This window comes from Cellulomonas sp. ACRRI, assembly GCF_022346185.1.
Classification (GTDB): Bacteria; Actinomycetota; Actinomycetes; order Actinomycetales; family Cellulomonadaceae; genus Cellulomonas.
Genome location: NZ_JAKRMS010000108.1, coordinates 1 through 15,105, shown reverse-complemented (window position 1 = coordinate 15,105; position 15,105 = coordinate 1). Strand labels below are relative to the sequence as shown.

At 75.2% G+C, this 15,105-nt stretch carries 14 protein-coding genes; 9 read left to right on the top strand and 5 right to left on the bottom strand.

Features of this window, described 5'->3' with window-relative positions; all coding sequences use genetic code 11:
- Positions 1–194 precede the first annotated feature (194 nt).
- From adhE to MHY85_RS16305, 4 genes are all read left to right on the top strand, one after another.
- Positions 195–2,906 (top strand): bifunctional acetaldehyde-CoA/alcohol dehydrogenase, encoded by a 2,712-nt coding sequence (gene adhE / locus MHY85_RS16320; RefSeq protein WP_239198140.1) that lies wholly within the window; start codon positions 195–197, stop codon positions 2,904–2,906.
- A gap of 167 nt (positions 2,907–3,073) precedes the next feature.
- Positions 3,074–3,589 carry a hypothetical protein gene (locus tag MHY85_RS16315; protein WP_239198138.1) on the top strand — a complete coding sequence of 172 codons (516 nt, stop codon included), beginning with the start codon at positions 3,074–3,076 and terminating at the stop codon, positions 3,587–3,589.
- A gap of 115 nt (positions 3,590–3,704) precedes the next feature.
- A complete protein-coding gene (locus MHY85_RS16310) occupies positions 3,705–3,827 on the top strand; it encodes a molybdopterin oxidoreductase (RefSeq protein WP_147795895.1) in 123 nt (40 codons plus the stop codon).
- Between the two features lie 112 nt (positions 3,828–3,939).
- The gene (locus MHY85_RS16305; RefSeq protein WP_239198136.1) at positions 3,940–5,220 is read left to right on the top strand and encodes a pyridoxal phosphate-dependent aminotransferase; all 1,281 of its coding nucleotides are present in this window, start codon (positions 3,940–3,942) and stop codon (positions 5,218–5,220) included.
- 126 nt (positions 5,221–5,346) lie between these two features.
- Here MHY85_RS16305 and MHY85_RS16300 read toward each other — a convergent pair whose 3' ends face one another.
- The 4 genes from MHY85_RS16300 to MHY85_RS16285 form a co-directional block, all read right to left on the bottom strand.
- Entirely contained in the window at positions 5,347–6,654 is a 1,308-nt protein-coding gene (locus MHY85_RS16300) for a multidrug effflux MFS transporter (protein WP_239198134.1), read from the bottom strand.
- A 114-nt stretch (positions 6,655–6,768) separates the two neighbouring features.
- Positions 6,769–7,197: a glyoxalase/bleomycin resistance/extradiol dioxygenase family protein gene (locus MHY85_RS16295; RefSeq protein WP_239198144.1), complete on the bottom strand. Its 429-nt coding sequence runs from the start codon at positions 7,195–7,197 to the stop codon at positions 6,769–6,771.
- 2 nt (positions 7,198–7,199) lie between these two features.
- Positions 7,200–8,261 carry an adenylate/guanylate cyclase domain-containing protein gene (locus tag MHY85_RS16290; protein WP_239198132.1) on the bottom strand — a complete coding sequence of 354 codons (1,062 nt, stop codon included), beginning with the start codon at positions 8,259–8,261 and terminating at the stop codon, positions 7,200–7,202.
- A complete protein-coding gene (locus MHY85_RS16285) occupies positions 8,258–9,136 on the bottom strand; it encodes a biotin--[acetyl-CoA-carboxylase] ligase (RefSeq protein ID WP_239198130.1) in 879 nt (292 codons plus the stop codon). Before MHY85_RS16285 ends, MHY85_RS16290 begins: the two co-directional genes overlap by 4 nt.
- Before the next feature lie 119 nt (positions 9,137–9,255).
- Here MHY85_RS16285 and MHY85_RS16280 point away from each other — a divergent pair, with 119 nt between their 5' ends.
- From MHY85_RS16280 to MHY85_RS16265, 4 genes are read left to right on the top strand one after another with little or no spacing between them, the layout of a single operon-like run.
- The gene (locus MHY85_RS16280; protein ID WP_239198128.1) at positions 9,256–10,914 is read left to right on the top strand and encodes an acyl-CoA carboxylase subunit beta; all 1,659 of its coding nucleotides are present in this window, start codon (positions 9,256–9,258) and stop codon (positions 10,912–10,914) included.
- Complete coding sequence (locus tag MHY85_RS16275) at positions 10,911–11,495, top strand: hypothetical protein (protein ID WP_239198126.1); 585 nt, start codon at positions 10,911–10,913, stop codon at positions 11,493–11,495. Before MHY85_RS16280 ends, MHY85_RS16275 begins: the two co-directional genes overlap by 4 nt.
- A complete protein-coding gene (locus tag MHY85_RS16270; RefSeq protein ID WP_239198124.1) occupies positions 11,492–11,728 on the top strand; it encodes an acyl-CoA carboxylase epsilon subunit in 237 nt (78 codons plus the stop codon). Before MHY85_RS16275 ends, MHY85_RS16270 begins: the two co-directional genes overlap by 4 nt.
- A gap of 39 nt (positions 11,729–11,767) precedes the next feature.
- The gene (locus MHY85_RS16265) at positions 11,768–13,483 is read left to right on the top strand and encodes a DUF885 domain-containing protein (RefSeq protein ID WP_239198122.1); all 1,716 of its coding nucleotides are present in this window, start codon (positions 11,768–11,770) and stop codon (positions 13,481–13,483) included.
- 103 nt (positions 13,484–13,586) lie between these two features.
- Here MHY85_RS16265 and MHY85_RS16260 read toward each other — a convergent pair whose 3' ends face one another.
- Positions 13,587–14,294: a vitamin K epoxide reductase family protein gene (locus MHY85_RS16260; RefSeq protein ID WP_374233874.1), complete on the bottom strand. Its 708-nt coding sequence runs from the start codon at positions 14,292–14,294 to the stop codon at positions 13,587–13,589.
- Between the two features lie 97 nt (positions 14,295–14,391).
- Between MHY85_RS16260 and MHY85_RS16255 the strand changes: the two genes are divergently transcribed.
- A partial coding sequence (locus MHY85_RS16255; protein WP_239198120.1) for a nucleoside triphosphate pyrophosphatase occupies positions 14,392–15,105 on the top strand: 714 nt, incomplete at its 3' end.

Below are 15,105 nucleotides of genomic sequence, written 5' to 3'. Positions count from 1 at the left end.
GCGGACCGCCATTTTGCTACATTTTGCGCCTCGCCCCGGCGCCCCGCCGGCACCGCCGGGCCGCCCCCGCCGCCCGGGACCGAGGTCCCCGGGACTCCGGTCCCAGACTTTGTGAAACATTTCTCGATACCGTTCTGGTCGTGAGGTCGACGGAGCCCTCCGCACCCCAACCCACCACCCTCGGGAGAGTCCCCGTGACCACCACGACGACAGGCACCGACACCGCCGCGGCCATCGACCAGCTGGTCGCCGGCGCGACGAAGGCGCTGGCCGAGTACGCCCGCTTCACCCAGGAGGACGTGGACCGCCTGGTCAAGAAGGCCGCCGTCGCGGCCCTGGACCAGCACGGGCAGCTCGCCGAGCTGGCCGTCGAGGAGACCGGCCGCGGCGTCTTCGAGGACAAGGCCGTCAAGAACATCTTCGCCTGCGAGCACGTCACCAACTCGATGGCCGCCCTCAAGACCGTCGGCGTCATCTCCCGCGACGAGATCAACGGCATCACCGAGATCGCCGAGCCGGTCGGCGTCATCTGCGCCATGACCCCGGTGACCAACCCGACGTCGACCGCCATCTTCAAGTCGCTCATCGCGCTGAAGACCCGCAACCCGATCATCTTCGCGTTCCACCCGAACGCGCAGAAGTCGTCCGTGGCCGCCGCGCGCGTGGTGCGGGACGCGGCGATCGCCGCCGGCGCCCCCGAGCACTGCATCCAGTGGGTCGAGACCCCCTCGATGGAGGCCACCGGCCTGCTGATGAACCACCCCGGGGTGTCCACCATCCTGGCGACCGGCGGCAACGCGATGGTCCGGGCCGCGTACTCCTGCGGCAAGCCGGCCCTCGGCGTCGGCGCGGGCAACGTCCCGGCCTACATCGAGAAGACCGCCAAGCTCAAGCGGGCCGTCAACGACGTGGTGCTGTCCAAGTCGTTCGACAACGGCATGATCTGCGCCTCCGAGCAGGCCGTCATCCTGGACGACGAGATCTACGACGCCGCGCTGGCCGAGTTCGCCGTGCTGCACGCGTACCGCGCGTCCAAGAAGGAGAAGGCGCTCCTCGAGAAGTTCATCTTCGGCGTCGAGGCCAAGGGCAAGAACTGCGGCGAGGCCAAGCTGAACCCGACGGTCGTCGGCAAGTCCCCGCAGTGGATCGCCGAGCAGGCCGGCTTCACCGTCCCCGCCGACACGTCGATCATCCTGGCCGAGGTCGGCTCGGTCGGCCCGAGCGAGCCGCTCACCCGCGAGAAGCTCTGCCCCGTGCTCGCCGTGCTGCGCGCCACCTCCACCGAGCAGGGCATCCAGCTCGCCGAGCAGATGGTCGAGTTCGACGGCCTCGGCCACTCCGCCGCGATCCACACCCAGGACGAGGCGCTCACCGAGGAGTACGGCAACCGGGTGAAGGCGATCCGCGTCATCGCGAACGCGCCCTCCTCGCTCGGCGGCATCGGCGACATCTACAACGCCTTCATCCCGTCGCTGACCCTGGGCTGCGGCTCCTACGGCCACAACTCGGTGTCGAACAACGTCTCGGCGATCAACCTCGTCAACATCAAGCGCGTGGGCCGGAGGAACAACAACTTGCAGTGGTTCAAGGTCCCGGCCAAGACGTACTTCGAGCCGAACGCCATCCGCTACCTGACCGACATGGCCGACGTCGAGCGCGTCACCATCGTCACCGACGCGACCATGACCACCCTCGGCTTCGTCGACCGCGTCCTGGACGTCCTGCACCGCCGCGGCAACAACGTGTCCGTGCAGATCATCGACCAGGTCGAGCCCGAGCCCAGCGTCAAGACCGTCCAGGCCGGCGCGGCGCAGATGCGCCACTTCCGCCCGGACACGATCATCGCGCTCGGCGGCGGGTCCCCGATGGACGCCGCCAAGGTCATGTGGCTGCTGTACGAGCACCCGGAGATCGTGTTCTCCGACCTCAAGCAGAAGTTCTTCGACGTCCGCAAGCGCGCGTTCAAGTTCCCGACGCTCGGCGAGCTGGCCAAGCTCGTCTGCATCCCGACCACCTCGGGCACCGGCGCCGAGGTCACCCCGTTCGCGGTCATCTCCGACCCCGACGCGGGCAAGAAGTACCCGCTCGCGGACTACGCGCTGACCCCGACGGTCGCGATCATCGACCCGGTCCTCACCTCGAAGATGCCGCGCTCGCTCGCCGCCGACTCCGGCTTCGACGCCCTGACCCACGCCACCGAGGCGTTCGTCGCGGTGTACGCGAACGACTTCACCGACGGCATGGCGCTCCAGGCGATCCGCCTGATCTTCGACAACCTGGCGCAGTCCGTGAACGGCGACCCGGCCGACCCGGCCACCAAGGACGCCCGGGAGAAGATGCACAACGCCGGCACCATCGCCGGCATGGCGTTCGGCAACGCGTTCCTCGGGATCGTGCACGCGATGGCGCACGTCATCGGGTCCACGTTCCACCTGGTGCACGGCCGGACCAACGCCACGCTGCTGCCGCACGTGATCCGGTACAACGGCCAGATCCCGACCAAGCTCACGAGCTGGCCGAAGTACGAGCACTACGTCGCCCCGGAGCGGTTCCAGCAGATCGCCCAGATGCTGGGCCTGCCGGCCGAGACCCCGGAGCAGGGCGTCGAGTCCTACGCCCTGGCGATCGAGGCGCTGCGCGCGAAGGTCGGCATCCCGTCGTCCTTCCAGGCGCAGGGCGTCGACGAGCAGGACTTCCTGTCCCGGCTCGACGAGGTCGCCATGGGCGCGTACGAGGACCAGTGCGCGCCCGCCAACCCCCGCATGCCGATGCGGGCGGACATGAAGGACATCATGACCGCGGCCTACTACGGCACCTCCGTCGCGGAGGTGCGGGGCCGCCGCGAGCAGCAGGGTGCGCAGAGCGCGCCCGCCGGGGCGGGGGCCCCGGCGCCGGCCGACGCCTGAGCGTCCGCCCGGCCTGATCCAGGCCGCTGCTCGCCGAGCGCCCCGCCCGCGACCACACGTCGCGGGCGGGGCGCTCCTCTGCGTCCGGGCCCGGCGGGGTGCGGCTCCCCGGGGGCTCCGAGGTGCGCCTGGCACACTGGGCGGTCCACCGACGAGGAGGCCCGCCGATGACCACCCGCCGCACCACCCGCCGCGCCCGCGCCGCGCTCGCCCTGCCGCTCGCGCTCGGCGCCGCGCTCGCGCTGGGAGCCTGCTCCCAGGCCGAGGACATCGCGTCCCAGGCGCAGTCCGTCGCCGACTCCGCGAGCGAGGCCGCCGGCAACCTCCGGGACCTCGCCGACCAGGTCCGCGAGCGAGTCGAGTCCGCGCGGTCCGCCGTCGACGACGCCCGCGCGCGGCTCCAGGACCTCGACGCGAGCGCGCGCGAGGCCGCGCAGGGCGCGGTCGACCAGTCCGCCACCGCGATCGACGACGCCACCGCGGCGCTCGAGCAGGCCCAGGCCGACGGCACCGCCGCGACCCAGGAGCAGCTCGACTCCGCGCGCTCGGCGCTCGACTCGGCCCGCAGCGCGCTCGACTCGGCGTCCACGCAGGTCGACGCCACGACGGCCGACGCGCTCGACAAGCTCTCCCAGCAGGTCGAGGAGCTGTCCCAGCAGGTGCAGGAGACCGAGCAGGGCTGAGGCCGGCCGCCTGCCGGGGCCGGGTGGCGACCGGGTGATGCCCCTCGCGGGAAGTCACCCGGGCGAGTCGGCGCCGACCGCTTGAGCCGGCGCGCGTGGTGCCGATCACACAGGCATGACCACGCACCACACGCGCACCCGGACCCGGCACCACGTGCCGTGGTGGGTGGCGTGCGCGTGGGGGTCGCTGGTGCTGCTGGTCCTCGCCGGCCTGGCGGCGGCGTCCGGCGTGCTCTGACGCCCGGGGACCGCACGTGCGGCCGCGACACCGCGGACCGGTGCGTGGGCGCGACGACGGGGTCCGGGCAGGCCGGACTACCCTCCTCGGGTCCCCTCACGACAGGACCGCGATGACCGCCACGCCCTCCCCCGCACGCCCCACGACGCCCGGCCGGTGGCGCGACGTCGCCCGGGCCGCCGGACTGCTCGGCGCCGACGGCGTGCCGCGGCCGACGATCTTCGCCGAGATGTCGGCGCTCGCCGTGCGGACCGGTGCGCTGAACCTCGGGCAGGGGTTCCCGGACGTCGACGGGCCGGAGTCGGTGAAGCGGGTCGCCGCCGAGGCGATCGCCGCGGGCGTCAACCAGTACCCGCCGGGGCCCGGGATCCCCGAGCTGCGGCGTGCGGTCGCCGCGCACCAGCAGCGGCACTACGGCCTGAGCCCCGACCCCGACGCCGAGGTGCTGATCACCACGGGCGCGACCGAGGCGCTGGCGGCCGCGGTGCTCGCGCTGACCGAGCCCGGCGACGAGGTGCTGACGCTCGAGCCGTTCTACGACTCGTACGCCGCCGTGATCGGGCTGGCCGGGGCGCGGCACACCACCGCCCCGCTCGCCGCGACGCCGGACGGCTTCCGGCTGGACGCCGACGCGCTGCGCGCCGCGGTCACCGACCGGACCCGGGTGATCCTGCTCAACACCCCGCACAACCCGACCGGGGCGGTGCTGACCCGCGCGGAGCTCGCCGTGGTCGCGGAGGTCGCCGAGCGGCACGACTGCGTGGTCGTCACCGACGAGGTGTACGAGCACCTGACCTACGACGGCGTCGCGCACGTCCCGTTCGCGACTCTGCCGGGTGCCGCGGAGCGGACCCTCACGATCTCGTCCGCCGGCAAGACGTTCTCGTTCACCGGCTGGAAGATCGGCTGGGTCACGGGGCCGGCGGCCCTGGTCGACGCGGTGCGCGCGGTGAAGCAGTTCCTCACCTACGTGTCCGGGGCGCCGTTCCAGCCCGCGATCGCGCACGCGCTCGACCTCGAGACCACCGACTCCCCCGACGCCGGGTACGTGCGCGGGCTCGCCGCGTCCCTCGCCGCGCGCCGCGACCTGCTGAGCGCCGGCCTGACGGCCGCGGGGTTCGACGTGGTCCGGCCGCAGGGCACGTACTTCGTCGTCGCCGACGCCGCGCGGCTGCTCGCCGGTCCGCTCGCCCGGCACGGCCTCCGGGACGCCGCGGACCTGTGCCGCGCGCTGCCCGGCCTCGCGGGCGTGGTCGGGGTGCCGGTCGGCGCGTTCACGCACGACGGCTCGCCCGCCGACCGCGCCCTGCGCACCGCGGTCCGGTTCACCTACGTGAAGCAGGAGCGCGTGCTCCGCGAGGCGGCGGAGCGCCTGGCGTCCCTGGCGGGCTGACCGGGGCCGGCACCCGGGGTCGGCGCCCCTGGTCCCCACCCGGTCGTCGCACCGCCGCCCGACAGACCGGGTGACGGTGCGACGAAGCGATGGGTACCAGCGCTCCGCGAGCCGCCGCCGGGCGCGTCAGTGGGTGTCGACCGTCGCGCCCAGGCCGCCCTCGGTCCAGCCGCCGCGGCGGTACGCCGGCGTCGCGAGCGCCAGCACCAGCAGCGCGCCGCCCGCTCCGGCGAGCATCACGGTGGCCATCGCCCACGCCGACTCGCCCAGCACGCCCACCAGGGGCGCGACGACGCCCGAGACGCCGGCCTGCAGCGCGCCGATGAACGCCGCCGCGGTGCCGGCGCGCTCGCCGTGCCGGGACAGCGCGATCGCCGAGGCGTTGGGCGGCGTGAAGTTGACGAGCGACATCGTCAGGAACAGCACCACCAGGAGCGCGGGCAGGCCGCCCCACCCCGTGATCGCGATGACGAGCAGCGCCAGGACCAGCAGGAACGACGCCGGCAGCGCGACCCGGATGATCTGGATCGGCGCGTACCGGCGGACCAGCGCGGCGTTGACCTGCGCGCCGCCGACCAGCCCGATGCCGTTGATCGCGAAGATCAGCGCGAACTGGCCGGCCGTGAGCCCGTACCCCTCGCGGAGCACGAACGGCGAGCCGACGACGTAGCTCATCAGCACCGCGAGCCCGAGGCCCGGCAGCAGCGCCAGGGCGACGAAGTGGCGGTCCTTCAGCAGCACCCCGTAGCCGCGCCACACGCCGCGCGAGGTCGGCAGCCGGCGCTCGGCGGGCAGCGTCTCCGGCAACCGGAGCAGCACGACCACCCAGAGCCCGGCGCCGTAGATCGCGAGCGCGACGAACACCGCGCGCCAGCCCCACTCGCCGGCGATCAGCCCGCCGACGCTCGGGGCGAACAGCGGGGCGACGCCGATCACCAGCATGAGCCGGGACAGCAGCCGGGAGGCGTCCGGCCCGACGAACCGGTCCCGGATCACCGCCATCGCGACCACCGACGCCGAGGCGTTGAAGAACCCCTGCACCATGCGCAGCCCGATCAGCGGGACGATCGCCGGCGCGACCGCGCACAGCAGCGAGGTCACGACGTGCAGCGCGACGCCGATCAGCACGGGCAGCCGGCGGCCGAACCGGTCGGACAGCGGGCCGATGACCAGCTGCCCGGCGGCGCCGCCCACCAGCATCATCGTCATGGTCAGCTGCGCGGCGGCGGCGCTGGTGCCCAGGTCGCGCGCCACGTCGGGCAGCGACGGCAGGTAGATGTCGGTGGTGATCGCGGGCAGCGCGGTCATGACGCCGAGCAGCAGGACGTACTTGGCGCTGGGGCGGAACGCGGGCGCGGGGCCGGGTCCGGCCGCCGGCGCCGCCGCGGTCGTCGAGGATCGGGCGGGGTGCGGGACGGGTTCGCCGGTGCTCATCTCGTGCTGCATCGTCGCACGCGCGCGGCCCCCGTGCGAATCGATTCGACCCCCACGCAGGTCACGGCCGCGAGCGCCGGCGGGGCCCCGGCGGCGCGCCGACGCGGACCCGGCTCAGTCCCCGGGGCCGAGCTCCTGGAACACCGTGAGCTGCAGCCCCGCCGGGCCCTCGAGCCGCGCGTTGAGCGAGCGCCACGGCGTCTGCGTGGGCGGCGCCACGAGCTCCGCGCCGCCGTCCTCGACGAGCCGCGCCGTCGTGGCCCGGGTGTCGGCGACCTCGAACGCCACCCGCACGTGCCGGGCGACCTGGCGGCCCACCTCGACGTCGTCGATCAGCCGCTTCTGCGCCGGGTTCGCGATCTCCAGCGTGGCCCGCCCGGCGTCGAGGATCGCGACGTGCGCGCCGTCGCCGCCCTCGTAGGCCTCGAGCTGCTCGAGCCCGAGCACGTCCCGGTAGAACGCCAGCGCGGCGTCGTAGTCCTCGGCCTCGACCACCAGCCGCAGCTGGCGGACGGGCCGCCCCTCGTCGGGTGCGCCCGCCATCGTCACGCCCGCCGGATCCGGACCGGCGCGAGCGCCCCGATCCCCTCGAGCTCGCGCTCGGGCAGCGGCTCGAGCAGCAGCCCCGGCGCGTCGAGCAGCAGCCGGGCGGTCGCCGGGTCGGTGAGCACGGTGCTCGGGTCGGCGATGTCGGTGAGCCGCGCCGCCACGTTGACCGACGGCCCGAACACGTCGCCGAACCGGGACAGCACCCGGCCCCAGACGACGCCGACCCGCACGGGCGTCACGCCGCGGGCGCCCTCGGCGATCCCGCCGGCCGCCCGCTCGCGCTCGACGTCCAGGTCCCCGCCCAGCACCCGCGCGAGCTCGAGGGCCACCTTCGCGCCGGTCCGCACGTCGTCGGCCACGAACAGCACCGCGTCGCCGATCGTCTTGACCACCCGGCCGCCGCACTGGGTGACGACGTCGCGCGCCGCGGTCTCGAACCGCTGCACGAAGTCGGACAGGTCGGTGGACCCCAGGCCCGCCGTGCGGCGCGTGAACGACACCATGTCGGCGAACCCGACGGCCCGCGCCAGCGGGAGCGCGGCCGGGTCGGTCCCGGCGCCGGCGTCGCCCCCGGCCGCGAACTCGACGGCGTACCGCGCCGCGATCGACGCCAGGTGCCGGCGGTAGGCGTGCAGCAGCTGCGCCTCCAGCACGGGCGCGAGCCGCGGCAGCTCGTCGAGCACGGCGCGCCGGGCGGCCGGGTCGTCGAGGTCGCGCCGGGTCGCCATGTCCTCCACCAGCGCCTCGACCTGCCACAGCGCCAGCCGGTCGCTGGTGTGCCCGAGCGCGCGCGTCAGCGAGATCATCGTGCGGCGGCCCACCTGGTCCTCGCGCAGCAGCGCGGCGACCCGCTCGACGGCCTCGGCGTCCCGGCCGGTGAACGCGACGTCGTCGGCGTCCGGGTGCGGCAGGCCCAGGGTCCGCCAGTACAGCCGCACGAGGTCCAGGTCGAGCCCGGAGCGGTCCGCGAGGTCCCGCAGCGACAGCGCCCGGGGCCCGCCGAGCAGCGCCGCGTCCAGCGCGGCGGCCTGCACCCCGTCCTGCACGTCGTCCGTCACGACTGCGACCCTAGTTCACCGACCGGCCGGACGTGACGCACGTCACCGGCGAGCAGCACCCGCTCGTCGCCGGAGGCGTCCCGGACGACCAGGGCGCCCTGCGGGTCAAGGCGCTCGGCCGTGCCGCGGAGCTCCGTGCCGTCGGGCAGCGTCGCGCGCACCGCGCCGCCGAGGGTCAGGCAGGCCCCCGCCACCGCCGTGTCCAGACCGGCCGCCGCCACGTCGCCGTCGTGGTCCTGCCAGCGCTCGAGGACCGCCACGACCTCCCCGACGAGCGCCACCAGCAACGCCGTCCGGTCGACGGCACGCGCGCCCGCCGCGCGCATCGACGTGGCGCTCGGCACCGGCAGCTCCGCCGGCCCCTGGTCCACGTTCAGGCCGATGCCGAGCACCACCGCGTCGCCCGCCGGCGCGACCTCGGCCAGGATGCCCGCGACCTTGCGGTGCGACCCCCAGCCGGGCAGGTCGGCGCCGTCCGGGGCGGGCAGCAGCACGTCGTTCGGCCACTTGACCCCGGCCGCGAGCCCGGTCGCCGCTCGCACCGCGCGGGTGACGGCCAGCCCGGTCAGCAGCGGCAGCCAGCCCCATCGCGCGCGCGGCACGCCCGGGCGCACGGCCAACGAGAGGGTGAGCGCCGCGCCCGCCGGGGTGGTCCAGGCGTGGTCGGCGCGGCCGCGGCCCGCCTGCTGGTGCTCGGCGACCAGGAGGCCGCCGTCGCCCCACGCGGGGTCCGCGGCGACGCGCGCCAGCAGCTCGGTGCTGGTCGAGCCCGCGGCGGGCAGCACCTCGCACCGGCGCAGCGGCCCCGCCGGGTGCAGCAGAGCGGCGCGCAGCTCGGCGACGCGCAGGGGCGCGCGGGGGTCGGTGTCGTCCACCGTCCCATCCTCGCCCGCCCGGCTCGCGCGGGCGTTGTGGCATTCGCACGACCCGGCGCGCGGGAGTCCGTGCCCGTCGCCCAGGCCCGCCGGCGCGTCCGGCCACTAGCCTCGTGCGGGTGACCGACCAGCTCCCGGCGGACCAGCCCGCCGCCACGCCCGAGCCCGCCGCGCCGGAGGCGCCCGCGGCGACCGCCGCACCCCGGCCCGCGGGCACCGCCGCCAAGGTCGCCGACCTCGCCGACCGGCACCGCCTCGCCGTCACCGAGCCCGAGCAGGCCGCGGCCGCCAAGCAGCACGCCCGCGGCAAGCGCACCGCCCGCGAGCGCATCGAGCAGCTGCTGGACCCCGGCTCGTTCACCGAGCTCGACGCGTTCGTGCGGCACCGCTCGACCAACTTCGGCCTGGAGGCCAAGCGGGTCCCGGGCGACGGCGTCGTCGTCGGCCACGGCACGGTCGACGGCCGCCCGGTCGCGGTCTACTCGCAGGACTTCACGGTGTTCGGCGGCAGCCTCGGCGAGGTGCACGGCCAGAAGATCACCAAGGTGATGGACCTGGCGCTGCGCACGGGCATGCCGCTGGTCGGCATCAGCGACGGCGGCGGCGCCCGCATCCAGGAGGGCGTCGCCGGGCTCACCCAGTTCGCGGAGATCTTCCGGCGCAACGTCGCCGCCTCGGGCGTCATCCCGCAGATCAGCCTGATCCTCGGCCCGTCCGCGGGCGGCGCGGTGTACTCCCCCGCGCTCACCGACTTCATCGTCATGGCCGACGGCACGTCGAACATGTTCATCACCGGCCCCGACGTGATCCGCGCGGTGACCGGCGAGGACGTCGGCTTCGAGGAGCTCGGCGGCGCGACCACGCACAACACCCGGTCCGGCGTGGCGCACTACCTGGCCTCCGACGAGGACGACGCGCTCGACTACGTGCGCTCCCTGCTGTCCTACCTGCCGCAGAACAACCTCACGGACCCGCCGGCCTACCCGCAGGAGGCCGACCTCGACGTCACCGACGCCGACCTCGAGCTCGACACCCTGGTGCCGGACTCCGACAACCAGCCGTACGACATGCGCACCGTCGTCGAGCACGTGCTGGACGACGGCGACCTGCTGGAGGTCCAGCCGCTGTTCGCCCGGAACGTGCTGGTCGGCTTCGGCCGGGTCGAGGGGCACGCCGTCGGGATCGTCGCGAACCAGCCGCTGACGATGGCCGGCACGCTGGACATCGACGCCGCCGAGAAGGCGGCCCGGTTCGTGCGGACCTGCGACGCCTTCAGCATCCCCGTCCTGACGTTCGTGGACGTCCCGGGCTTCCTGCCCGGCACCGACCAGGAGTGGAACGGCATCATCCGCCGCGGCGCGAAGCTGATCTACGCGTACGCCGAGGCGACGGTCCCGCTCGTCACCGTGATCACCCGCAAGGCGTACGGTGGCGCGTACATCGTCATGGGGTCGAAGCAGCTCGGCGCCGACGTGAACCTGGCCTGGCCCACGGCGCAGATCGCGGTGATGGGCGCCGGCGGTGCGGTGAACATCCTGCAGCGCGGCGCGCTCAAGCAGGTCGCCGAGGCCGGCGGGGACGTCGAGGCCGAGCGCGCCCGGCTCACCCGCGAGTACGAGGAGGCCATCGTGAACCCGTGGGACGCCGCGGACCGCGGCTACGTGGACGCCGTCATCGCGCCCGCCGAGACGCGCACGCAGATCGTGCGCGCGCTGCGCGTGCTGCGGACCAAGCGGGCCGCGCTGCCGCCCAAGAAGCACGGGAACATCCCGCTGTGACGGGCGACCCGCTGCTGCCCGGCCCCGGCGACCACGACGACCACGGCGGCCACGAGCACGCGCACGACCACGCCGGCGGCGCCCACGGCCCCGAGCCGCTGCCCGGCGTCGACACCGCCGCGATGCACGGCGTCGTGGACGGGCTCGCCGCGGCGCTGCACGAGTACGTCGACACCGCCGCGGGCGTGCGCGCCGAGTTCGGCGCCGCGGAGGCCGACGAGGACCCGCGGGTGCTCGCCCTGGAGTCCCGGGTGTCCGGGCTCAACGCCCGGCTGTACGACCTGCTGCACGAGAGCCTCGGCATGCACTCCGAGCTCACGGGCATGACCTGGGAGGACGAGGCGGCGCCCGCCGAGACGCCGGCCGCCGACGAGGACACCGACGAGTTCCACCTCGGGTTCGTCGTGAGCATGCCCGCCGGGCCGCACGACCAGTCGATCGACGCCGTGCTCGGCATCGTCGACAACGGGGGCGCGGAGATCGTCGAGCGCCTGCTCGACAGCGGGTTCACGGTCGAGGGCTGGGGCGCGTCCCGCGGCGCGCCCGTGACGTTCGACGACGACGAGGACGGCGAGGCGTGAGCGCCGCCGACGGCGCGGCGCTGCCGCACGTCCAGGTGGTCCGCGGCACCCCGGACGACGTCGAGCTCGCCGCGCTGGTGGCCGGGCTGGTGGCCGCGTCCGTGCCCGCCGACGACGACGCCGCGGAGGACGGGCCGCCGCGCCCGGGCTGGGCCGACCGCGCCCGGACCCTGCCCGGGGCCCGCGGGGCCTGGCGCACCGGGCCGGACGCGTGGCGGCGCAGCCTGCGCTGACGCAGACGCCCGGCAGGGGCCGCGGGTAGGGTCGACCGGGTGAGCACTCCTGACACCACCGGGGCGCCGCAGCGCCCCGCGACGCCCATCGACGCCGTCGCCGACGCCTACGTCTCCACCTACGCCGCCCTGGACCCGTTCGACGCGACCGCGCTGGGCGTCCCGGGCCACGACCACGAGGTCACCGACCTCTCCCCCGCCGGTCACGAGGCCCGCGCCGACGCGACGCGCGCGACGCTGGCGCAGCTCGACGGCCTGGCCCCGGCCGACGAGGTGGACGCGATCACGCTCGCCGCCATGCGCGAGCGCCTCGGCCTGCACCTCGAGCTCGACGCGGCCGGCGAGACCCTCGCCGACCTCAACGTCATCGCCTCGCCCGTCCAGGGCATGCGCGACGTGTTCGACATCATGGCCACGGACGGCCCCGACGCCTGGTCGACGATCGCCCAGCGCCTCGCGGGTCTGCCCCGCTCCGGCGCCGGCTACGTCGAGTCGCTCCGCCTGGCCGCGTCCCGCGGGCGGGTCCCGGCGATCCGCCAGGTGCGCGAGGCGATCGCGCAGGCCGAGGAGCTGGCCGACCCCGCGTCCTCGTTCTTCACGTCGTTCGTCGCCGGGCCCGAGGCCGCCGCGGCCGTCGAGGCCGGTGGCGACGCGCTGCGCGCGGACCTCGAGCGCGGTGCCGAGGCCGCCCGGCAGACCTACGCCGACCTGGTGACGTTCCTGCGCGACGAGCTCGCCCCGCAGGCGCCCGACGCGGACGCCGCCGGCCGCGAGCGCTACGCGCTGTGGTCCCGGTACTTCCTCGGCGCGACCGTCGACCTGGACGAGACCTACCGGTGGGGGCTCGAGGAGCTCGCCCGCGTGGTCGCCGAGCAGGAGGCCGTCGCCGCCGAGATCGCCGGGCCGGGCGCGACCGTCGAGCAGGCCGTGGCCGCGCTGGACGCCGACCCGTCCCGCCGGCTCGAGGGCACCGAGGCGCTGCAGCGGTGGATGCAGGAGACGTCCGACGCCGCGGTCGCCGCGCTCGACGGCGTGCACTTCACCATCCCGGACGCCATCCGCACCCTGGAGTGCCGGATCGCCCCCACCCAGAACGGCGGGATCTACTACACCGGCCCGTCCGACGACTTCAGCCGGCCCGGCCGGATGTGGTGGTCGGTGCCGCCGGAGGTCACCACGTTCAACACCTGGCGCGAGAAGACGACCGTCTTCCACGAGGGCGTCCCGGGCCACCACCTGCAGATCGGCCAGGCCGTCTTCAACCGCGCCCAGCTGAACTCCTGGCGCCGGCTGGCGTGCTGGGTGTCGGGCCACGGCGAGGGCTGGGCGCTGTACGCCGAGCGGCTGATGGCGGACCTCGGCCACCTGGACGACCCGGGCGACCGGCTCGGGATGCTCGACGGGCAGCGGATGCGCGCGGCCCGCGTGGTGCTGGACCTCGGCGTGCACCTCGGCCTCGAGGCCCCCGAGCGCTGGGGCGGCGGCACCTGGGACGCCGACAAGGCGTGGGAGTTCCTCCGGGCCAACGTCAACATGCCGGAGCAGTTCGTCCGGTTCGAGCTGAACCGCTACCTGGGCTGGCCCGGCCAGGCGCCCTCGTACAAGATCGGCCAGCGGATCTGGGAGCAGATCCGGGACGGCGCCCGCGACTCCGCGCAGGCCCGCGGCGAGGCGTTCGACCTGCGCGCGTTCCACGCGCGGGCGCTCGGCATGGGCGCGCTGCCGCTCGACGTGCTGCGGACCGCGCTGGCCTGACCGGCGCGGGACGACGAGGGCCCCCGGACCTGCGCGGTCCGGGGGCCCTCGTGCGTGCGGGGCGCGGGGTGCGGGGCCGGCACCGCCCCGGGCGGCCGCCGGGTCAGGCGGCCAGCAGCGTCGGGCCGTACTTCAGCAGGATCGCCGCGACGAACAGCACGAGCACCGCGATCGTCACGTACCAGTCGCTGCCGGAGGCCACGAACCCGCGGGCCCACGGCCCGGCGCGCCCGGGCAGCCGCAGGTGACCGTCCCGGACGTTCCACCGGGTCAGGCCCGCCCACACCAGCGTCGTGGTGACCGTGATGAGCAGGCACCAGGGGCACAGCGCCCTGATGACGAAGTAGGACTGCAGGAACAGCCACCACGCGAACACCAGGGCGACCGTGTACAGCGCCTGGGTGCCGAGCATGTACCAGCGCGGGAACCGCACGCCCGCGATGCCGGCGACCGAGATGGCGATGACCACCGACTCGAACGCGATGCCGAGGAACGCGTTGGGGAAGCCGAGCAGCTGCGCCTGCCAGGTCCGGGCGACCGTCCCGCAGGAGATGACCGAGCTGATGTCGCAGCTGAAGGTGGCGGCGGGGTTCGCCGCGAGGTGCCACGCCTCGACCGACAGCACGAACGACGTGAACAGCCCGATGACGCCGGACACGACCATCTCGATCGCGGTCCGGCGGCGCCAGGCGGCGCGCGCGGGCGAGTCCGGGTCGTCGTCCACCGGGTCGTGGTCGAGCAGGTCGGTCGGGTCGGCTGCTGCGCCGCTCGGGCGCGTGGCCCGGGCGCTGTCCTCGGTCACGGGCGTCATCGTCGCATCCCCTCCTGGGAGTTCCCCGGACATCATCGGCACGGGGGCGGTGCCGCCCGGGGGACGTACGTCCCCGACCTGGCCGTACGCTCGCCAGGTGACGACCCTCGTGCTCGCCTCCGCCTCCCCCGCCCGGCTCGCCACCCTGCGATCCGCCGGCATCGAGCCGACCGTCGCGGTGTCCGCCGTCGACGAGCCCGCGGTGCTGGCCGCCGCCGGCGACGTGCCGCCCGCGGAGGCGGTGCTGCTGCTGGCCCGCGCCAAGGCCCGGGACGTGGCGCCGGGCCACACCGGGGCCCTGGTGCTCGGGTGCGACTCGATGCTCGAGCTCGACGGGCGGGTGCTCGGCAAGCCCGCCGACGCCGCCGACGCCGCCGCGCGGTGGCGGGCGATGCGCGGGCGCAGCGGGCGGCTGCACACGGGGCACTGGCTGGTGGACCGACGGGCCGGCGGCGACGGTGCGGGCGGCGGCGTGGGCGCAGGCGGGGACGGCGACGGGGCGGGCGTGGGCGCGGGCCGCGAGTCCGGCGCCACGTCCACCACGGTCGTCCACTTCGCCGACGTCACGGACGCCGAGATCGACGCCTACGTCGCCACCGGCGAGCCGCTGTGGGTCGCGGGCGCCTTCACCATCGACGGCCTGGGCGGCGCGTTCATCACGGGCGTCGAGGGCGACCACCACGGCGTCGTCGGCCTGAGCCTGCCGCTCCTGCGCGACCTCCTGTCCGCGCGCGGCGTCCCCCGGTATCGGCCGGCCCGCGGGGCGGACGCCAGCCCGCACTCCCACATCGCGGTCGTGCCGATCCCGTGG